Genomic DNA, 20,702 nt, shown 5'->3' on the forward strand with positions numbered 1-20,702 from the left:
GATGTGAGAGCGCGACCGGTTAAAGCAAGCAGGGCCGGATCCACGATTGAATCCGGCCCTGCTTGTGGGTGAAACTTACGCGTGAGCCTTGATGGCGTTCGCGAGAACCTCCAGGCCGTCGATCAGCAGTTCGTCGCTGATGACCAGCGGCGGGAGCAGGCGGATCACGTTGCCGTAGGTACCGCAAGTCAGGATCACGACGCCTTCTTTGAGGCAAGCAGCCGCAACAGCCTTGGTGAGCTCGGCGTTCGGTTCCTTGGAGCCGGACTGAACGAGCTCGATGGCCAGCATGGCGCCGCGGCCACGGATGTCGCCAACCACGGAAACTTCTTCAGCCAGTTCGCGGAGCTTGCCCAGGGCGAGCTCTTCGATGTGGCGGGCGCGACCGTTGAGGTCGTGCTGTTCCATGGTGTCGATGGCTGCCAGTGCTGCGGCGCAGGCAACCGGGTTGCCACCGTAGGTGCCGCCGAGGCCGCCGGGGTGAACGGCGTCGAGGAGGTCGGCGCGGCCGGTGATGGCCGAGAGCGGAAGGCCGCCGGCGATGCCCTTGGCCATGGTGATGATGTCCGGGACAACACCTTCGTGGTCAACGGCGAACCACTCGCCCGTGCGGCAGAAGCCGGACTGGACCTCGTCAGCGATGAAGACGATGCCCTTTTCCTTGGCCCATGCGGACAGTGCCGGGAGGAAGCCTTCGGCCGGAACAATGAAGCCACCTTCGCCCTGGATGGGTTCGATGATGATCGCGGCAACCTGGTCGCCACCGATCTGCTTCTCGATCATGGTGATGGCACGCTTGGCAGCCTCGGCACCGGTGATTTCCGGGTTCTCTTCACGGAACGGGTAGCTCATGGGCATGCGGTAGACCTCGGGCGCGAACGGGCCGAAGTTGGTCTTGTACGGCATGGCCTTGGCAGTCAGTGCCATGGTCAGGTTGGTGCGGCCGTGGTAGGCGTGGTCGAAGGCTACGACGGCGTCGCGGCCGGTGGCCAGGCGGGCAACCTTGACGGCGTTTTCCACGGCTTCAGCGCCGGAGTTGAACAGCACGGTGCGCTTGGCGTGGTCGCCCGGGGTGAGGCGGTTGAGCTGCTCGGCAACTGCAACGTAGCCCTCGTACGGGGTCACCATGAAGCAGGTGTGGGTGAAGTGCGTGGCAGCTTCCTGGACAGCGGCGACGACGGCGGGATCGGACGCGCCGACGCTGGTCACGGCGATGCCTGAGCCGAGGTCAATGAAGGAGTTGCCGTCGACGTCGCGGATGATTCCGCCGTCGGCGTCTTCAACGTAGACAGGGACGCCGGACGCAACTCCGGCAGCAACGACGGCGGCGCGACGCTCGGCAAGTGCCTGCGACTTGGGTCCGGGGAAGGTGCCGTTGATGTTGCGCTTCTGCTCGATGCGGTACGAGAGCTCGTTCGCGGTGGTGGTCATGGGGTGGTTGCCTTTCTGGGAAATTCGTACGGGTTACGCGGCTGCGCTATGCAGCCGGGTTATGCATCGAGTGCGGACATGACGTGCTTGATGCGCGTGTAGTCCTCAACGCCGTACATGGAGAGGTCCTTGCCGTAGCCGGACTGCTTGAAGCCACCGTGCGGCATCTCTGCCGTCAGGAGGATGTGGGTGTTGATCCAGACTGCACCGAAGTCAAGGTCGCGGCTCATGCGCATGGCCGTGCCGTGGTCGGTGGTCCAGACGCTGGACGCCAGGGCGTATTCGACGTCGTTGGCCAGCTCCAGCGCTTCTTCTTCCGAGCTGAACTTTTGGACAGTGATGACCGGGCCGAAGGTCTCCTTCTGCACAATGTCATCGGTCTGCTTGGCGCCGGAGATGATGGTGGGTTCGAAGAAGAAGCCCTTCTCCCCTGCCCGGTGGCCGCCGGTCTCGATCTTGCAGTTGGCCGGCAGGTTCTCCACCACGGACGTGACCGCGTTGAAGTGGTTCACGTTGTTGAGCGGGCCGAAGTAGTTGTCTTCGTCGTTCTGCGAACCGGTGTGCAGGGTCTTGGTGTGCTCCACCATGGCTGCCACGACGTCGTCGTGAACGGAGTCTTCCACCAGAACGCGGGTGATGGCCGTGCAGTCCTGGCCGGCGTTGAAGAAAGCGAACTCGGCGATGGCCGCGGCGCTCTTCTTGATGTCGGCGTCCTTGAACACAATGGCCGGAGCCTTGCCGCCAAGTTCCAGGTGGGCACGCTTGAGGCCCTTGGCTGCGCCGCTTGCCACGGCGATGCCTGCGCGGACGGAGCCGGTGATGGAAACCAACCCGGGGACCTTGTGGTCAACCATCATGGCGCCGGTTTCGCCGGTGCCGAGGACAACGTTGAGGACACCGGCCGGGAAGATCTCCCCGGCGAGACGTGCCAATACGAGGGTGGACTCAGGAGTGGTGTCCGAGGGCTTCAGGACCACGGTGTTGCCTGCGGCCAGCGCGGGGCCGATCTTCCAGATAGCCATGAGGAACGGGTAGTTCCACGGAGCAACCTGGGCTACCACGCCGATCGGTTCGCGGCGTACGTAGGAGGTGTGGCCCTCGAAGTACTCGCCCGCGGACTTGCCTTCCATGATGCGGGCAGCACCGGCGAAGAAGCGGAGCTGGTCTGCGCCGGCGGCAACTTCCTCTGAGGCGATCAGGGAGCGGACCTGGCCGGTGTTGCGGTGCTGGGCTTCGACCAGTTCGTCGCTGTTGGCCTCCACGGCGTCGGCGAGCTTGAGGAGCATCAGCTGGCGCTGGCCCGGGGTGGCCTTCTTCCAGGACTTGAAGGCCTGGTTGGCCGCAGTCATGGCGGCGTCCACGTCTTCCTGCACCGAAATCGGCGACTTGGCAACGATGTCCCCGGTGGCGGGGTTCACGATGTCCAGAAGACCCGTACCTGCCGGCGTAACGAATTCGCCGTTGATGAAGTTCTGCAAGGTTTGAACCACGGTGTGCAACCCTCTTTCGGAGTCTGGGCATGGGTTTAGCTGATCAGAGCCTATGCCAGGGAGGTGGACCAAGGAATAGCCAGCTGCACACACAAGAGCCCTCCGCTTAGTGCGCTTGACCAGTGCCGGGTTAGGCTTTAAAGCATGGCAATGTCCCTCGCTTCGCTCGTCGCTGTCCCCTCCCTGAAACTCCGCCAGGCCGGCCTTGCCGAAACTACCTGGAACCAGGACATCAGCTGGGTTGCCGTGACGGAACTGGAAGATCCGCAGCGCTTCCTCAGCGGCGGCGAATTGGTCCTTACCACCGGGCTCCGCCTCAAGAGCGCCGCGGACCAGCGGCGGTTCGTTCGTCAGGCCCAGCGCGCCGGCGCGGTGGGGATCGGCTTCGGCATCGGCCTCACCCACGAGTCCGTTCCGGAAGCCCTCATCGCCGAAGCCAACCGCTGGGGTTTACCGCTGGTGGAAGTCCCCTACGAGACCCCCTTCATAGCCATCGGCAAACTGGTGGCGGAATCGCATTCGGCTGACCACTACTCCAACTTGGAGCGGCTCCTCGCCGGGCACCAGATCCTGGCACGCTCACTCCTCACCGGCGGCGGCCTGAACGAGCTCCTCAAACAATTGGGCAGCATGCTCCGCACCGACGTGGTGCTCACCCAGTTCAGCGCGCAGCTTTACAACAGCGTGGCTGGGAAACCGGCCCCGACGGCGGACGGCTGGGCTTCGTATCCGATTCCCACCGGCCGCAGGGATGCATGCACGCTGTGGCTTAGGCAGCCTTTTGTGGACTCCGGGATAGTCAGCTACGCGCAGAACCTCATCAGCGTTGAGCTCAACAACATGGTCAAGCAGCGCCAGTCCCAGCGCGCCATGGCCGGGCAAGTGTTGGACGACGTTATCCACGGCACTCTGGAGAGCATCGAGGCCGCCCGGCGCCTGGCTGGAGTGGGAATCAACAGCACCAGGAAGAACGTGGTGCTCGTGGCGGAGTCCACAGCACACCACAAGCAGCTGGTCAGCATTTCCCTGCCCCAGGCGCTGGAAGCCGGCGTGAGCGCCGTCGTCGGGAAGGACCTGGTCACGGTCATCAACGACGACGGCAGCTCGGCCACCGCTTTGGCCAAAAGCCTCAGTGATCACTTGCAGGAGGCCGGAATCCACGCCGTCATCGGCATCGGCGGTGCCTACACGAAGCCAAACGGCCTGCGCTGGAGCTACTTTGAAGCGCGCGACGCCGTGGCGCACGGCTTGCCGGTCAACGAACCCGAACGGCTGAGCCTGACGTCGCTGTTGCTCGCCAGCGAGGATGTTCCTTTGGCGGATATGGCCAGCGAGTCCCTCACGCCGCTGCGGAAGTTCGATGCCGCCCACGGCGCCGAACTGGTGGCCACGCTGGAAAGCTACCTGAACCACAATGGGTCAGTGGCCGCCGTCGCCGAGGCCTTGACCCTGCACCGCAATACGGTGCGTTACCGTCTGGCCCAAATCACGGAGCTGACGGGCTACGACCCCTCACAGACGCAAGACCGGGTGCAGCTGTGGCTCGCCCTTGCCGTGCAACGGTTGGGTTCGCGCAACCCGCGATAGTCCCCTCTGCAGTGAGCGTGGAGAGGTTCGCCACAAAGTTCTAGACATTAGACGTCAAACGTCTAACCTTTAGGTATGGCCGCGACGACTCCTCTTACCCCCAGCACCGGAAACATCCCCACTGTGAGCAACGCCCAGGTTGCCCCCGCAGTCCTTGCGAACCCTTCGGCTCCCAAGACGCGCGTCGTCGCCGTCGTCGGCATTATTGCCGTGGTGCTCATCGGTCTGAACCTTCGGGCAGGCATCACCAGTGCCGCGGCGTTGTTCCACGATCTGCAACAGGTACTGGGCTACGGTGCTTTGGTCGCGTCGATTCTGCCGTCCATCCCCCTGTTGTGCTTTGCGGTTGCGGGCATGGGAACGTCATGGCTCACGCGTCGGGTGGGTGTGGAGAAAGCCATCGCAATTGCGCTGGCACTGCTGACTGGCGGCCTGCTGGTCCGCGGCGTTCCGGTAACAGGTGCACTCCTCGGAGGCACCGTCCTGGCGATGTCCGGCCTGGCCGTGTGCAACGTGGCCATGCCGTCCTTCATCCGTGAGCACTACTCCGAGCGCACCTCCATGATGACAGGCCTCTATACCTTCACCATGTCCGGCGGCGCCACCTTCGCCGCAGTCGTCAGCGTTCCCTTGGCCCAGGAGCTCGGTTCCCCGTCCATGGGCCTGGCTGCCTGGGGCTTGCTGGGCGTCGCGGCCCTGCTTGGATTCCTGCCGGTTGTCCTGCACACTCACCGGAACACCACCAAAACTGATCGTCCAAGGGTCTCCATGTGGCCTCTCCTGCGCACGCGCTTGGGCATCCTGATCACCGCAATCTTCACCTTCCAGGCGTTTCTTGCCTACGCCGTGATGAGCTGGTTTGCATACATCCTCACGTCCCAAGGCCTCAGCGCCTCCGAAAGCGGCCTGCAGTTTGGCGTGATGCAGCTGGTGTCCGTTGCCGCCGGAATGATCCTGCTTGCCTTCGGCTCTCGGCCGGGAATGCTCCGCCCCGCACTGTATCTCGCCAGCAGCTCCACGCTGGTGGCCATTGCCGCCATGCTCTGGCTGCCAACGTCATTGGCCGTTGTCCCTGCTGTTCTGTTCGGGTTCGGCTTGGGCATTTTCCCGCTGGTTCTGGTGATCATCAGCCGCAGCGGACGCTCGACGGCGGAAACCACCGCGCTCTCCACCATCGCCCAATCGCTGGGATACTTGATTGCGGCAATTGGTCCCTTCGGCATGGGACTTCTCCACAGCGCCACGGGCGGCTGGGTGTTGCCCCTGAGCCTGCTGTCGGTGGTTGCCGTGGCGCTCATGGTTACTTGCCACATGCTCACCAGTAAGCGCACTGCCACCAAGACCGGACCGAGGACAGCATGACCCTTACGCCTTCGCATCGCCCGGCCCTTGCCGAGGAGATCACCGCCAAGCTGCGGGACATGATCAAGTCCGGTGAATGGCCGCTGCAGGAGCGAATTCCTGCCGAGCCCGAGCTCATGTCCACACTGGGCGTTTCGCGCGGCACCCTCCGCGAAGCCATCAAGGCGCTGGCCCACTCCGGCATGCTGGAAGTCCGCCGCGGCGATGGCACCTACGTCAGGGCCAACAGCGAGATGTCCGGCGCAGCCCAGCGCATGTACCTGGAGCACACCCAGGAACATATCGTGGAAGTCCGCCTGGGCCTGGACACCCAGGCAGCCCGTCTGGCCACCAAGCATGCCACCACCGAGGACCTGGCCGAGATGCGGCGCCTCCTTGCCTTGCGGCACGATGCCTGGCAGGCCGGGGACTACCCCACCTGGGCCAGCGCCGACTGGGAATTCCACGAGCGCGTAGCCCTGGCCTCCGGCAATCCGCTACTGCACCAGCTCTACGCTTCCTTTGGCGGTGTCTTCCACAACGATCTCCTGCGTCAGCAGCGCAAGGGTGGCTTCAATGGCATCCCCCGCGAAGGCCACGACGAATTGGTTGATGCCCTCGAAGCGCACGATCCCGATGCCGCCGTGCAGAGCGTGTACCGGAACCTGGATTACTGCTCGGACCCAGCGCCTCGGTAACTTTCGGCGATGAAGGCGACGAAGACGATGAAGGTGATGCTGAGGAACGACTCAGGGCGTGTCCGGTTGACACGTGCCCTCAGGAAAAGTCCAAACTGGTCGTATGGTCATCCGCGTTCACACCGAACCCAACTGCGGTAACGCGCCTCGGCATGAGGTTGCCCGCCGCTTAGCCGTAGCTCTCGCAGGCGCTGATTCAACAGAACTGGAATCGCTGCTCTCTCCCGATGCCGAGTGGGACGTTCTGGGAAAGGCAGCATCCCGGGGCCTACCTGCAATTCTTGCCAATGCCGAGCCGAGGAGCCCGGCCGTCGAGCTACGTGTTCTCTCGGTCATCACCCACGGCAGGGAAGCAAGCATTGACGGCGTGACGCTGTTCAAAGACGGTCAGGTGGTGAACTTCTGCCATGTGCTTCGTTTCGCGAACACCGCAAAGACCGCAGCGATCACAAAAATCCGGACCTATGAGGCAACGCCATAAGGCGTACCCTGCTGGTACCTCTGCACCGGATCGGTGCGCTGCGCCGCCTTGATGGCTTGGAATAGCCTGGCCCCAGTCAGGACAGGACCGCAACGCATCAGGTTGCCACCTCGATCCCCGCCCCGGCCGCGTCCCTGAACCTCGCATTGACCAGCACCACGTCGCGCCCGGCCCGGTCCAGCAGGCTCGCGGCAACACTGGCCCGGTATCCAGTGGCGCAGTGCACCCAGATCCGGGCATCCGGTACCTCCGTGATCCTCCCCAAGAGCTCGTAGACGGGGATGTTCAGCGCGCCCGCCACGTGCGAGGTCCCAAACTCATCCGGTCGGCGAACATCCAGGACCACGTCCTCCGGGTTCCGCTCTTCCAACAGCAACGTCCAGTCCCCGTGCGGGTAGCTTGCCTGCGGGTACCCCGGCGCCCACTCACCAGGGTGGGGCCCGACGGCGGCATCCGGACTATCGATGCCGATTCTCGCCAGGTCGCGGATCGCCTTCTCAACCTCGTCGAAAGGTCCCAATAGTGTGAGGGGCTGGTTCCACGGGATCACCCAGCCGAGGTAGCTGGTGAAATTCTCTCCGCGGCCGTACTCAAAACACACGCTGCCCTGGAGATGGCTGTCCGCGAAGGCTACGCGGTGCCGCAAATCCACCACCCACTCCCCGGCCCTCAACCGCCGGCCCAGCTCACCGGCTTCCACGGAATCCGGCACGGACAGGTCCGCTGCGCCCGGACCGGCGGCGTTGAGAGGGCTCATGTGGGCGTAATACGCGGGGTACGCCGTGAGATTCTCCAGCAACTCTGCAACGAAGTGGTCCTCATCAGGGTCCGTCAGTGCGTGGTTGGAGAGAGCTTGCTCGCCAATGGTTGACGATTCCTGGCGGCTGGCAGGCCCGGTCGAGCAGAAGGATCCGAAGCCGTGGGTCGGGTAGAGCGGAGCGTCTGGATGAGCCGAGGACACCAATCGACGGACCGATGAATACTGATGGTGTGCCAGCGTCGCGGTGTCATGGGGCGAGACCAGGTCCGTCCGCCCCACCGAGCCGTAGAGCAAGCTGCCGCCGGAAAACACAGCCGCCGGGCCGCCGTCGTGCGCTTCATCCCGCACCACATATGACAGGTGGGTATGGGTGTGCCCGGGGGTCGCCACCACGGTGACTACAAGGCGGCCGACGCGGAGGACCTGGCCATCGGAAACGGGGACACGGGTGAACGTGACGTGGTCCTCGGCGTTCACCAGATAGGCAGCCCCGTGTTTTTCGGCCAGCACCAACCCGCCGGTGACGTAGTCGTTATGGAGGTGGGTTTCGGCAACGTGCGTAATACGGACGCCCGCGTCCCTCGCAGCGGCTTCCACCCGGTCAATGTCTCGTTGGGGATCAACTACCAGAGCCACATCGCCGTCGTGCACAAGGTAGCTGCGGTCGCCCAACGGAGGAGTTTCGATGACGACGACATCCATGCTTCAGGGTACCGCTGAGGCCCAAAACCGCTGGGTTTAAACAGAAGCGGGGCCACCCGAAATGAGTGACCCCGCCCTGCATGGAACGACTAGACCTGTGCGGCTACGCCATCACGGGAGATGTTGACCATGTCCTCGCGCGGTACAACCTTGATGCGCTCGCGCTTGACCTCAACACCGTGGGAGGTGCCGGCCTCGGTTGCTGCGGCGCCGAGCGCGAGCTCGTGGGCGTCCAGTGCCAGCCAGCCCTCCCAGCTGGTGAACTTCACGCCGCGGGAGTCCAGGAGATCAACCACTGCATCAGCTGCGGGAACCTCGGCAACCGGTAGGTTCTCGCGGTCTTCCAGCAGGTACGTGACGGTTTCCAGGGCGTCGCCCTTGGTGTGGCCGATCAGGCCTACGGGACCACGCTTGATCCAGCCCGTGGCGTAGAGGCCCGGGACGTGCTGGCCGTCGGCGTCCAGGACGCGGCCGCCGTCGTTGGTGATGACGCCCTTCTTGTGGTCGAACTCGACGTCCGGCAGGGCCGAACCGAAGTAGCCGATTGCGCGGTACACGGCCTGGACCGGGTAGTCGACGAACTCGCCGGTGCCGCGGGCGTTGCCCGTGCCGTCCAGTTCAGTGCGCTCGAACTTGATGCCCGCAACCTTGCCCGGGGTTTCGGCGGAGTCAACGATCTCCACCGGGCTGTGCAGGAAGTGAAGGTGCAGGCGGCGGGAAGCCTTCAGCTCGGAGAGGTCCTCGGGCTGCTCGGCGATCCAGTTGGTGAGCGTGCCAACCATGGTCTTGATCTGGTTGTTCGTCTGGACCTGGCGGTCGGACTCTTCGTCGAATTCGAAGTCCTCGGCGTAGAGGATGATGTCTACGTCCTTGGAGTGCGAGAGTTCGCGGAGTTCCAGCGGGGTGAACTTCACCTGTGCCGGGCCGCGGCGACCGAAGACGTGCACGTCCGTAACGGGTGAGGCCTTCAGACCGGCGTAGACGTTGTCCGGGATTTCGGTGACCAGCAGGTCATCGGCGTGCTTGGACAGAACGCGCGCTACGTCCAAGGCCACGTTGCCGTTGCCGAGGACAGCGATTTCGGTGGCCTCCAGCGGCCATTCGCGGGGAACGTCCGGGTGTCCATCGAACCAGGAAACGAAGTCCGCGCCGCCGAAAGAACCCTCAAGTTCGATGCCCGGGATGTTCAGGTCCGCGTCCTTGATGGCGCCGGTGGCGAAGATAATGGCGTCGTAGTGCTTGCGGAGGTCCTCAATGGAGATGTCCGTGCCGTAGTCCACGTTGCCGAAGAAGCGGATGTCGCCGCGGTCCAGAACCTTGTGCAAGGCGTTGACGATGCCCTTGATGCGGGGGTGGTCCGGTGCGACGCCGTAGCGGATCAGGCCGTACGGTGCCGGGTAGCGATCGAAGAGGTCGATGCTGACCGTGAGTTCGCCTCTCTTGACGGCCTCGCTCTTGGTCAGGATGTCCGCTGCGTACACGCCGGCCGGGCCGGAGCCGATGACGGCGACGCGAAGCGGACGGTCCGCAGAACCTACGGGGGTGCTAATTGACACGGCTGTGTTCCTTCTTCTTCTCAGTTACTGCGGACGCGGGGACGGTTGGGGGTAATAGTGCTGTAGTCAGCGGTCTTGAAATGTTGCGGGGCAAAGGGGCTGACACGGACCACATCGCCGATCACAATGACCGCCGGGTTGGCCACGCCGACGGCTTCCGCCTGGTCCGCAATGGTGCCCAGAGTGCCGATGGTGACGCGCTGATCCGGCAAATACCCGTTCTCTACGATACCTACTGGCGTGTCCAAAGGCAGACCCGAGCCTGCCAGCGCAGCCGCGGAATCACGCAATTGCGCCACTCCCATGAGCAAAACCACAGTGTGATCGGGGCGTGCGGGGACTTCGGACAGCTCTTCGTGGCCGGTCACCACGCTGAAGCCTTTGGCGAGGCCACGGTGCGTCACCGGGATACCGGCGGCGGCCGGAACCGAGATTGCCGACGTCACGCCGGACACTACTTCAACCTCGACGCCGTTCTGCCGGCAAAATTCTGCTTCCTCGCCTCCGCGCCCCAGGACGTAGGGGTCGCCGCCTTTGAGGCGGACCACGCGGTTGCCCTTCAGGGCTTCCTCCACCAGGATGCGGTTGATCTCCAGCTGCGGCACGGGATGATGGCCGGGCGTCTTGCCTACCTCGATCACGCGGACATCCGGAGCGAGTTCATTCAGCAGCTCACGGGGGCCAAGACGGTCTGCAACCACGACGTCGGCCTGGCCCAGCAGGCGTCGGCCGCGGACGGTGATGAGTCCCGAGTCGCCGGGGCCGCCACCCACCAAAGCCACAGAGCCAAGGGGTGTCCTGCCGGCGGCGTCCAGCTTACGGTGCCGGCGGAGCGGAAGATCACCCGTTTCCAGTGCGGTGGCAACAGCGTTGCGAAGGGCCATGGCGCGGCGAGGGTCTCCCCCGGCATTGATGGCGATCTTGACGTCGTCCACCACGGCAACGGCCGGCGTCCATGCAGCGGATGCTTCGTGATCAGAGGCGTTGACGCACCAGATGCGCTGAGCCTCGGCGTCGGCGGCAACCCGGGTGTCCACAGCGGCTGCGCCAGTGGCGGTCTGGACGAACCAGACGCCGTCGAGGTCCGAGGTGCGGTACTCGCGCGGCTCCCAGGTGAGAAGCCCGGATGCTGCCTGACCGCGAAGTGTTTCGGTGGCAACGGGTGCGACCACGGTGACTTCAGCACCGGCGTCGAGCAGTCCCTTGGCGCGACGCTGCGCAACGGGGCCGCCGCCAACCACCAGCACCGGGCGGCCGAGCAGCCGCAGGGCGGTGGGGTAAATGTCCTGTATTGCCATGAAAAAACTGTAGGGCGGCTCCGTAACATGCTTCAAAGGCTCGGAAACACCCGGTAACGCTGGGTAATCCAACGTCACATAATTCCCCGCTCAAGTCGGAGAAACACTGTCCCTGAGCCTCAGGTAATAGGCCCGCTGCTCCTTGCCGAGGTGCTCGATCGCGTAACGAAGCGCCGTCCGCGGCATGGTGGCAGCGTGTTCATCCAAGAAAGCCAGGAGGCGCTCGCGGCTACTGCGCCCGGCATCCCGGACCCAACCACCCACGGCTTTGTTAATGAGGTCTTCAGTGTCATGGAGCAGGATCTCGGCGATGGCGAAAGTGTCGTCCAGCTGGCCTTCGCGGATGAACGCCGACGTCGCCACGATGGCTGTCCGGCGCTCCCACATGTCCTCCGAACGGGCCAAGTGATAGAGGGGATCGCGCGGCTTAGCCATCAGCCACCCACCCACAACCCGTCCGGCACCCAGGTCAACAAGGTCCCAGTTGTTGATGCGGTCGTGCCTGCGCAGATACAGCTCGTAAAGTTCCCTGCGCCGATCTTCAGTGGTCTTCTTTTTCTGCATTTGCAGGGCCATGATCTTCACGGCCCCGGCCCTTGCCTCGTGGATGTCCTGCTCCAGGAGTTCCTCAATCTCCTTCGGGGGCATGGCTGCGAACTCCTTGCCGAGAGTGAAAACCTCGCCCATGCGGACGCCCAGGAAAAAGTCACCCTCGGCATAGTCTCCCTGGCCCGTCTTGAAATACCGCTGGTATTTGGCCTGTTCGACGTCGGACTGCCGCACTTGCAGCCGTGCCAGAAACTCGACGGCGGTGGGCTGGGTGCCCGGCGCCAGCGCGGCTCTTGGGGACTTGCCCGCCTTGGGGGCCTTGGCAGCGGTGGCCGTCTTCCCGGTGTTGAGTTTCTTACCGGTGTCTGGGGTCTTTCCGGACTTGGGGGTCATCACTCAATAATGCGCCTAAAAGACCGACCAGCCAGTACGCGTAGTGAATTCGTCCAGCGCGGCCACACCAGCCACCGAGTTGCCCGACCTTCCCAGGCCGGGACTCCACACACTGATGGAGCACTTGTTCGGCACCACGGCCACTATCCCTCCGCCGACGCCACTCTTGCCCGGCAGCCCCACCCTGTACGCGAATTCGCCCGCAGCATCGTAGGTACCGCAGGTGAGCATGACAGCGTTGATTCTTTTGGTCTGCGCGGGGGAAAGCACCAGTGTCCCATCTGCACCCAAACCGTTGGATGCAAGGAACCGGGTTGCGAGCGCCAGGTCTTCGCACGTCATGGCCAGGGCGCATTGCTCGGCGTAGGAGTTCAGGACCTCCTCCACGGGGTTTTCCAAGTTGCCGCAGCTCGCCAGGAAATGCGCCAGCGAGGCGTTGCGGTGCCCTTTGCCCAATTCGGAGGACGCCACGCGGTGATCCGTGTCGACGCCGGCATTGCCGGTCTCTTGGCGCATCAGGTCCCGGACGGCGTGGGCGGCGTTGCCCGTCAGGCTAAGGAGCCTGTCCGTCACCACAATGGCTCCGGCGTTGATGAACGGGTTCCGGGGAATGCCGTCCTCGCTCTCGAGCTGAACCAGCGAGTTGAAGGGGTTTCCCGAAGGTTCCCGGAACACGCGCTTCCAGATGTGGTCACCGTCGGCAGCCAACACCAGGGCGAGGGCGAAGACCTTCGAGATGCTTTGAATGGAGAATTCCACATGGGCGTCCCCTGCGGAGAAGACATCGCCTTCCCGGGTGACTACCGAGATCCCGAATTGATGCGGGTCTACTGCGCCGAGTTGCGGGATGTAGTCCGCTACCTTGCCTTGGCCGATGTGCGGTTGAACCGCCCCGACAATATCTTCGAGAAGGTTTTGAATGTCCACGGGATAACCTTTGCTTTCTGCGTAGTCCCCTCGCCGTTGAAGGGACTGACAAGTGTTCGCGCGCTCTTGGCGCAACAACACACAGCCAGCAACACTACCTGCCTTAAAGCGGCTCCGTGTGGACCGCTGGCGTACACGCAGGGACGTTACGCACAGCCATAGGTTATGTGGCCAGGTGTGGACTCCATCCGATGGCAGGGGCTACGTGCTTTGCTACGTTCCTCAGGAGCTTGGCGTTGTAATCCACTCCCAGCTGGTTGGGCACAGTGAGCAGGACGGTGTCAGCCGCTTGAACCGCAGCGTCCTTGGCAAGTTCCTCCGCCAACTGATCCGGCTCCCCGATGTAGCTTTTGCCGAAGCGGGACAGCGCGCCGTCGAGGACGCCCACCTGGTCCTTGCTGTCGGCTTGGGCGCGGAGGCCGAAGTAGTGGTTGTCTACCTCGTCCACAATCGGGATCACGCTGCGGCTGACTGAGATCCTCGGCTCAAGGCCGTGCCCGGCTGCGGCCCAGGCCTCACGGAACATGTGGATCTGTTCGGCCTGCAACTCATCAAACGGCACGCCTGTGTCCTCGGTGAGGAGTGTGGAGCTCATAAGGTTCATGCCCTGCTCTGCGGCCCACACGGCAGTTTTCCGGGTGCCGGCTCCCCACCAGATCCCCTGTGAGAGGCCCGGTGACTGGGGTTGGATGGGTAGCAGCCCCGTGGCTCCGCCAGCGTAGTGCGGATCGGCTTCGGCAACACCGTGCCCGGCGATGGCTTTCCGGAACAGCGCCGTGTGACGGCGTGCCATGTCGCCGCCGTCCTCGCCGTCGGCGGGGACGTAGCCAAAGTTCGCGGCGCCGTTCCGGGCGGGCTCAGGTGAACCGCGGCTCACGCCGAGCTGCAGACGCCCATCGCTGATGAGGTCCGTGGCGGCGGCTTCCTCGGCCATGTAGAGCGGGTTTTCGTAGCGCATGTCGATCACGCCTGTGCCGATTTCGATCCGGCTGGTCCTGGCCGCGATCGCGCTGAGGAGCGGGAAGGGAGAAGCCTGCTGCCGGGCGAAGTGGTGGACCCGGAAGAAAGCCCCGTCTATGCCCAGTTCCTCCGCCGCGACAGCGAGTTCAATCCCCTGCTTCAGGGCCTCCCCAGCCGTGGGAACCAATGAGCCAGGTACACGCGCCCAGTGTCCGAAGGAGAGGAAGCCGATCCGTTTCTTGTGCATGCTCAGGACAACCGTGCGGGGGGCGAGGGAATTCCACATACGCTGATTCCTCGTTTGCATCCATACCCTCCAGGGGTATGGTAGAGGTGAACGTAACCCCAGTGGATAGTCGGCGGAAGGAGGCCCAACGTGAGCCCATCAGCACTTCTACAACCCCTTCGTCGGGCTTCCCTGCTCGTACTGGTGTTTGGCGTCATTGCCGGAATTTTCGGCATGCATGTGGTGACGGACTCCCATGCGACCCATTCCGCTCCCTCTACTCAGGCTTTAGCGCTGCACAGTGCTCATCTCGGGCATTCAACGCCCGGCTCCCAAGCAGCCAGCACGCTCCACCACCCGCTGGGTTCCAGCATTGATGCACAGTCCTGCTCCTCGGGTAGCTGCTCATGTGCAGAATCAACCGCTGAGCACTGCACCCCCTCGTTGAAGACTGGCTCCTTGGTCGCTCCGCTTCCGGGCAGCGGAGCTGGCGGCTTGGCTGATGGTCCGTGGGCCACAGTCGAAGCACCGCGAGCGTGGACCTATGTCCCTCCCAAGCCGTCCCTGAGTCAACTTTCGATCAGTAGGACGTAAGCGTTTTGCCTTGGCGGCCCCAAGTTTTGCCGCCTTCGCAAGGCCTCGCATCCCTCCACGTAGGACCACGAGGCAATCATCGTGCTTATCACCAGGATGGCTCGCGCCCCGGGCCGCCCCACTATCGAAAGACCACAACCCTGATGAACAAAACCCAGCTCACCCTTAGCGCCGCCACTTTTGCAGGTCTCCTTGCTGTGGCGGGCTGTGCCTCTCCCGCGAACCCTGGCTCCATGCCGGGAATGGACCACGGAAACTCCAATACCAGCGCGCCCACCAATATCACTTCTGCAGAGCACAACGCGGCGGACGTCATGTTTGCCCAGATGATGATTCCCCATCATGCCCAAGCGGTGGAGATGTCCGATGCCATGCTCGCAAAGGCCAACATTCCTGCCGCGATAACGGAGTTGGCCAATAAGATCAAAGCGGCTCAGGCACCCGAAATTGACAAGATGACGGGCTGGCTCCAGAGCTGGAACATGCCGGTCATGGGTTCCTCAGGTCATGGCGGCCACGGCATGGACGGCATGGTCAGCGAAAGCGACCTCCAGAAACTCAGTGAAGCCCAGGGCACGGAAGCGTCCAAGCTCTTCCTCTCACAGATGATTGCCCACCATGAAGGCGCCATCAGCATGGCTAAGACGGAGACCAGCCAAGGCAAGTTCCCGGAGGCCATCCAGTTGAGCAAGGACATCGTGACCTCGCAGGAGAAGGAGATTCAGGAGATGAAAGCCCTGCTGGCCACCCTCTAGCAGGCCTGTTGCACGGCGAACACACGACGGCGGCAGGTCGCCGTCGTGCGTTCGCGTCGGGTTTTCCGCCAGGCACCGCAGTCTCTACCGCCTGGCGCCCCCGTAACCTCTGGCGCGGAAGGCGCGAAAGGGAGCGGTCCCCACGCCGAAAAGGTGCGGTAGGCGGAAACGGGTGCGGTAGGCGGAAACGGGCGCGCGGTGCGGGCCCGGCACTCAATCGGCTCGTCGATAGTGCATGTAGACCGCGCCGTTGCTGAGCGGCTCCGATGAGACAAGCTTGAGGTGCCGGGTGCTGGGCAGTCCGCCCTGATACAGGGTGGGCCCGTGGCCAGCGATCATGGGATGGATAAGGAACTTGTATTCGTCGATCAAATCAAGACGGTCCAGTTCTGTGGCTAGTTTGCCGCTGCCGACCAGCACGCCCTCGGGGGTCCTGTCCTTGAGTTCCTGCACCGCAGTCTGCAGATCGCCAACAAGATGGTGGCTATTGGTCCAGGGGAATTTTGACCGAGTGGACGATACGACGTACTTGGGTATTGTCTCCAGGGTCAGCGCCCACTCCCGCAACGCTGGCGGTGCGTCTACTTCACCGCTTGCCACCAAGGGCCAATAGCTCTCCATCATTTCGTAGGTAGTACGGCCCCAGAGCATTGCACCCCCCTGCTCCAGAAGACGGGTGAAGAGGGCATGAGTCTCGTCGTCCGCGATTCCCTCCCGGTGGTCGACGCAACCATCAAGAGTGACGTTGATACTGAACGTTAGAAGGCCCATTCGACGATTCTAGGTGCGCGCAGAGAGCGGAGGAAGGGGAGCCAGAAGCCGATGGGTGTGAACCCGCGAACAGGAGTTTGTGTACACATAATGCCCCTAAGAAGGGCTCTTAAGGGCATTATGTGTACGAAAACTCCGGAGGGTTAGCGGCTGCTTCCCGCCAGCAAACCCCGACGCTGCAGCAAACGCTTCTCAATGGGCCCGAACACAAGCAGTTCGATCAGGATTCCCACAAACAGGATCAGCAGGATCGCGGACATCACGATTGTCATGTCGGAGAGCAAACGCCCCTGATCCAGCAGCGAGCCCAGGCCGAACCCAATCGTTCCGCCCACTGCGATGATCTCTGCGGCCATGAGTGAACGCCAGGAGAAAGCCCAGCCCTGCTTCAAGCCGCCGATGTACCCGGGAAGAGCTGCTGGCAGGACAATCTGCAGTGCCATCTGGAGACGGTTCGCTCCGAGAACTGTGCCCACGCTGCGGTACTGCGGCGGGATCTGGTCCACACCGGAGATGAGCCCGTTGATGATGGACGGGATAGCGCCCATGAACACCACGAAGTAGACGGTGGCGTCAGTGAGGCCAAACCAGATGATGGCAGCGGGAACCCATGCCACGGAAGGGAGCACCTGCAAACCGGAAATGAGCGGCCCGAATGCACGGCGCAAGGGAGCCACTTGAGCCAGGATCAACCCCACGGGGGTAGCGATGACTACCGAAATCAGGAAGCCGATCACACCACGCTGCAGCGATGTCCACACTGCTTCCTGGACTTTACCTTCGCCCCACATGGTGACGAACTGGGTGAGAACGTCCAGGGGCCCGGGAACCAGGTCACGTCGTTTGAACTCGAGGGATACGTAGAACTGCCACGCAAGAATCAGGACTACCAAGGCGGCAACAGGCAGCAGTACCCGTTTCCATTCGATGCCGGCTTTGCGTCCGCTGTCCGACTGGAGGTTGTCCAGGCCTGCTTCAAGGTCCCGGAGTTCCGAGGCGTTGCCCTTCAGCGACGGCGAGGTGATGTGCTCTTTGGAATCTGTCACTGGAAGGGTCCGCTCTTCGGTGGTGATGGGGTTACTTGGCATGGCGGCGGATCTCCTCGCGAAGGCGGCGCGTGATGGTTCCGGTGAGCTCCCCGGCGCGACCGGCATCGGTGCGGTGCTCTTCGGTGACGTCCCATTCGGCCACCACACGGCCGGGACGCGAGGAAAGCAGCAGTACGCGTTGGCCCAGGCGAACGGCCTCGCGGACGTTGTGGGTAACGAACACGATGGTCCGGCCCGTTTCCTTCCAAATACGCTCAAGTTCATCGTGCAGAAGGTCGCGGGTGATGGCGTCAAGGGCAGCAAACGGCTCGTCCATCAGCAGCAACTGACGGTCCTGAGCCAAGGAGCGGGCCAAGGCAACGCGCTGCCTCATGCCGCCTGACAGTTCGTGGGGACGCTTATCCCCCGCGCCGCCCAAATGCACCAGTTCCAAGAGTTCCGTGGCGCGGGCACGCCGGCTGGCCTTGGTGCTGGACTTGTCTGCAAGCTGCAACGCCAACTCAATGTTTCCGCGCGCGGTCAGCCAAGGGAACAGGGACGCGTCCTGGAACATGAAGGCGGCACCGTCGCTGGGTACTTCAAGAGCGCCCGACGTCGGCCTTTCCAGTCCCGCCATGATGTTTAGCAGGGTGGACTTGCCGCAGCCGGACGCACCGAGGAGGGCGACGAACTCGCCCTGCGCGATGGTGGCGTTGACGTCGTCCAGCACCGGGGCGCCGTCGCCGAAGCGCTTGCCCAGGTTCTCGAGTACGACTGGCATGGTCCCGTCCTTCGTGTTGATTGGTAGAGCTGATGTGGATAAAGGCCGGCCCGCTCCCCCCGGGTAGAGGGAAGCGGACCAGCCTGTTACTGCTTAGTCCTGGCCAAGACCTGCAGCTGAGGTCTTCTTGCCTTCAACCTCGTTCAATGTGCGAAGGTCGAAGATGCCGTTGATATCGGCCTTCTGAGTGGTTCCGGCTTTGACGCCGTCTTCCAGGAGCTTGTTGTAGGTTCCAGCCAGCGGATCGGTGGTGAACTTGATGTTCTGCAGAGCGCGTTCAATCACGTTCGCGGGAAGCGGCTTGCCTGCCGTGTCCTTGAGAACCGCGTTGATGGTGGTCGCCTTCTCCTCAGCCGAGGCCGAGTTGAGCCAGTTCACGGATTCAACGTGGCCCTTCAGGAGCGCCTTCACGGTTTCCGGGTGTTCGGCAGCGAACTTCTTGTTCACGATCAGGATGGTGGTGGTGAAGTCACCGTTCTCCCACAGATCCTTCTCATCAACCAGGACCTTCGCACCGGCTTCGAGCACCAGGCGGGAGGCCCACGGCTCAGGCAACCACGCGCCGTCGAGCTTTCCGTCTTGGAAGAGCTTCAGCGACTGGGCGTTTTCTGTCGGGTTAATGTTGACGTCGCCGCTGCCATCGGTGTTGGTCTTGAAGCCTTGATCGCCCAACCAGGCCCGGAGGGCCACATCCTGGGTTCCGCCGAGCTGCGGGGAACTGAGGATCTTGCCTTTGAGGTCGGCTGCGGAGGTGATCTCCGGCTTGACCACCAGCTGGGCACCGCCTGAAGCGGCACCGGCGATGATGCTGATGGACTCGCCCTTGCTCTTGACGAAGGAGTTGATGGCCGGGTTCGGGCCGATGTACGTGGCGTCGATGGCGCCGGCGTTCAAGGCTTCGATTGCGGCGGGGCCGGCGTTGAAGACCTGGGTGCTGAGCTTGGTTTCGCCAAGTTCCTTGGCAATGAGGCCCTGGCTGGTGCCTACCAGCGCGGGGCCGTGCGTGACGTTGCTGAAGTATCCGAGTTTGAGTTCGGCTGCAGGCGTGGTGGTGGGTGCCGGTGCAGCTTGGTTGTTTTGCGAGACAGCGGAAGCAACTGCAGCGCCTGCACCGATCAGCAGCACGAGGCCGACGGCGAGGCCGATTTCCAGTGTGCGGCGGCGCTTGGGCTTGGATGCGGATTCACCGGCGACGATGCGGGTGGTGCCCGTGTTGGGCGACTCGGGTGTGTTAGCCATGGGGGTGGGTCCTTAGGAGATGTGGGATGCGAGAGGGGCGAAGATCAGGCCCCGTGACATCGCCCGTCGAGGGCAAGCAAGGACCATTCCGGAGAGGTCATGCCTTCACAGTAGGGACTGTCATATTTCGGCTTCAATCCCGTAGAAATCAAGGTTCACGCAGGTTCACGTGGCGTCATATTCGTTGCCAGGCCTTCAATGTCGCGTGGAGTTGTGCGGCAGCATCCACCTATGAGATGGGCGCCCCGGTCAAGCCAAAAAGCTGCGTTGCCCGCCAAAGTTCCGTTACCTTGAACGCCCTCCGAAGGACCCCACGTCTTGGTGACAGCATCGTAGGTCTCCCCCGAATTCGGGTACGCCGCCAGCGGCTTGGTCGAGGACTTCTGAAGGTTGCCAAGCGCTTCGGTCACCAGTTCCAGCGGCACGCAATTGACGCCGACGGCGGCCACCCGCGGTTCCGCGCTGAGCAGCGCAGTCACGTCAGCAATCGGCGTTCCGTCACTGATGTGGCCGCTGTCCCGCAGCGTGAACGTAAACCAGGATTCGACGTCGAACTCCGCCACGAGCGCCAACAGCGCCTCTGCTTCGGCGTACGACGGCAGGGTCTCGCATGCCAGGAAATCCACGCCGGCCTCCACGAGCGCAGAGATGCGCGGGCGGTGGAAGTCCCGGAATTCCGCGGCGGAAAGCGTGTAATCGCCGCGGTATTCAGAGCCATCAGCGAGGTAGGCGCCGTACGGGCCAACGGATCCGGCCACCAATAAAGGCCCACTCGCTGAACCTTCCGCCAAGGCTTCCTGGCGGGCTTCATCGGCCAGCCGGAAGCTCAACGCCACCAACTCCAACGACTCTTCAACGGACAACCCGCGCCTGGCGAAACCCTGCGGGGTCGCCTGGTAGCTGGCCGTGATGGCCACGGAGGCACCGGCGTCGAAGTAATCCCGGTGAACCTGCTTGATCAGATGCGGCTGTTCCAGCAGCACCTTGGCGGACCACAAAGCGTCTTCCAGATCGCATCCGTGGGCCTCCAGTTCCGTGGCCAAAGCACCGTCCAGGACCAGGTCCGTGCCGGCGTTGAGGAGCGTGCTGAGCGTGGTGTTCTGTGGCATGGGTCCTTCCCAAAAAGAAAACCGCA

The 20,702-nt window shown here is 63.2% G+C and carries 18 protein-coding genes; 5 read left to right on the plus strand and 13 right to left on the minus strand.

Annotated features, from left to right (window positions below):
* Positions 1-75: 75 nt before the first annotated feature.
* Positions 76-1,431: a 4-aminobutyrate--2-oxoglutarate transaminase gene (gene gabT / locus ACZ5J0_RS14480; RefSeq protein WP_142938274.1), complete on the minus strand. Its 1,356-nt coding sequence runs from the start codon at positions 1,429-1,431 to the stop codon at positions 76-78.
* Positions 1,432-1,490: 59 nt separating this feature from the next.
* Positions 1,491-2,921 carry a gamma-aminobutyraldehyde dehydrogenase gene (locus ACZ5J0_RS14485; RefSeq protein ID WP_142938273.1) on the minus strand — a complete coding sequence of 477 codons (1,431 nt, stop codon included), beginning with the start codon at positions 2,919-2,921 and terminating at the stop codon, positions 1,491-1,493.
* Positions 2,922-3,065: 144 nt separating this feature from the next.
* Between ACZ5J0_RS14485 and ACZ5J0_RS14490 the strand changes: the two genes are divergently transcribed.
* The 4 genes from ACZ5J0_RS14490 (at position 3,066) to ACZ5J0_RS14505 (ending at position 7,028) form a co-directional block, all read left to right on the plus strand.
* Complete coding sequence (locus ACZ5J0_RS14490) at positions 3,066-4,508, plus strand: PucR family transcriptional regulator (RefSeq protein WP_464093343.1); 1,443 nt, start codon at positions 3,066-3,068, stop codon at positions 4,506-4,508.
* Between the two features lie 75 nt (positions 4,509-4,583).
* The gene (locus ACZ5J0_RS14495; RefSeq protein ID WP_464093344.1) at positions 4,584-5,870 is read left to right on the plus strand and encodes an MFS transporter; all 1,287 of its coding nucleotides are present in this window, start codon (positions 4,584-4,586) and stop codon (positions 5,868-5,870) included.
* Positions 5,867-6,547, plus strand: coding sequence for a FadR/GntR family transcriptional regulator (locus tag ACZ5J0_RS14500; protein WP_464093345.1), 681 nt, complete (start codon positions 5,867-5,869; stop codon positions 6,545-6,547). Before ACZ5J0_RS14495 ends, ACZ5J0_RS14500 begins: the two co-directional genes overlap by 4 nt.
* A 103-nt stretch (positions 6,548-6,650) precedes the next feature.
* The gene (locus ACZ5J0_RS14505; RefSeq protein ID WP_142938269.1) at positions 6,651-7,028 is read left to right on the plus strand and encodes a nuclear transport factor 2-like protein; all 378 of its coding nucleotides are present in this window, start codon (positions 6,651-6,653) and stop codon (positions 7,026-7,028) included.
* Positions 7,029-7,125: 97 nt separating this feature from the next.
* On the opposite strand, the gene ACZ5J0_RS14510 is transcribed toward ACZ5J0_RS14505, so the two are convergent.
* From ACZ5J0_RS14510 to ACZ5J0_RS14535, 6 genes are all read right to left on the minus strand, one after another.
* A complete protein-coding gene (locus ACZ5J0_RS14510) occupies positions 7,126-8,490 on the minus strand; it encodes an MBL fold metallo-hydrolase (RefSeq protein WP_464093346.1) in 1,365 nt (454 codons plus the stop codon).
* 89 nt (positions 8,491-8,579) lie between these two features.
* Positions 8,580-10,046 carry an FAD-dependent oxidoreductase gene (locus ACZ5J0_RS14515; protein ID WP_464093347.1) on the minus strand — a complete coding sequence of 489 codons (1,467 nt, stop codon included), beginning with the start codon at positions 10,044-10,046 and terminating at the stop codon, positions 8,580-8,582.
* Between the two features lie 20 nt (positions 10,047-10,066).
* Positions 10,067-11,344 carry a uroporphyrinogen-III C-methyltransferase gene (cobA, locus tag ACZ5J0_RS14520; protein WP_166839802.1) on the minus strand — a complete coding sequence of 426 codons (1,278 nt, stop codon included), beginning with the start codon at positions 11,342-11,344 and terminating at the stop codon, positions 10,067-10,069.
* A gap of 90 nt (positions 11,345-11,434) precedes the next feature.
* Positions 11,435-12,286 (minus strand): DNA alkylation repair protein, encoded by an 852-nt coding sequence (locus ACZ5J0_RS14525; RefSeq protein WP_464093348.1) that lies wholly within the window; start codon positions 12,284-12,286, stop codon positions 11,435-11,437.
* A 15-nt stretch (positions 12,287-12,301) separates the two neighbouring features.
* Complete coding sequence (locus ACZ5J0_RS14530; protein ID WP_166839800.1) at positions 12,302-13,213, minus strand: glutaminase; 912 nt, start codon at positions 13,211-13,213, stop codon at positions 12,302-12,304.
* 163 nt (positions 13,214-13,376) lie between these two features.
* On the minus strand, positions 13,377-14,420 hold the full coding sequence (locus ACZ5J0_RS14535; RefSeq protein WP_464094731.1) for an LLM class flavin-dependent oxidoreductase: 1,044 nt from the start codon (positions 14,418-14,420) through the stop codon (positions 13,377-13,379).
* 716 nt (positions 14,421-15,136) lie between these two features.
* Between ACZ5J0_RS14535 and ACZ5J0_RS14540 the strand changes: the two genes are divergently transcribed.
* Positions 15,137-15,748: a DUF305 domain-containing protein gene (locus ACZ5J0_RS14540; protein WP_464093349.1), complete on the plus strand. Its 612-nt coding sequence runs from the start codon at positions 15,137-15,139 to the stop codon at positions 15,746-15,748.
* A 213-nt stretch (positions 15,749-15,961) separates the two neighbouring features.
* On the opposite strand, the gene ACZ5J0_RS14545 is transcribed toward ACZ5J0_RS14540, so the two are convergent.
* From ACZ5J0_RS14545 to mmuM, 5 genes are all read right to left on the minus strand, one after another.
* A complete protein-coding gene (locus tag ACZ5J0_RS14545) occupies positions 15,962-16,519 on the minus strand; it encodes a dihydrofolate reductase family protein (RefSeq protein WP_464093350.1) in 558 nt (185 codons plus the stop codon).
* A gap of 143 nt (positions 16,520-16,662) precedes the next feature.
* Positions 16,663-17,607: an ABC transporter permease gene (locus ACZ5J0_RS14550; protein WP_011775722.1), complete on the minus strand. Its 945-nt coding sequence runs from the start codon at positions 17,605-17,607 to the stop codon at positions 16,663-16,665.
* Positions 17,597-18,328, minus strand: coding sequence for an ABC transporter ATP-binding protein (locus ACZ5J0_RS14555; RefSeq protein ID WP_166839796.1), 732 nt, complete (start codon positions 18,326-18,328; stop codon positions 17,597-17,599). The genes ACZ5J0_RS14550 and ACZ5J0_RS14555 overlap by 11 nt, the downstream gene beginning before the upstream one ends.
* Positions 18,329-18,421: 93 nt before the next feature.
* Complete coding sequence (locus ACZ5J0_RS14560) at positions 18,422-19,567, minus strand: ABC transporter substrate-binding protein (RefSeq protein ID WP_142938258.1); 1,146 nt, start codon at positions 19,565-19,567, stop codon at positions 18,422-18,424.
* A gap of 155 nt (positions 19,568-19,722) precedes the next feature.
* Positions 19,723-20,676 (minus strand): homocysteine S-methyltransferase, encoded by a 954-nt coding sequence (mmuM, locus tag ACZ5J0_RS14565; RefSeq protein WP_464093351.1) that lies wholly within the window; start codon positions 20,674-20,676, stop codon positions 19,723-19,725.
* Between the last annotated feature and the right edge of the window lie 26 nt (positions 20,677-20,702).

The sequence above is a fragment of the Arthrobacter sp. DualSoilB13 genome, assembly GCF_055389195.1.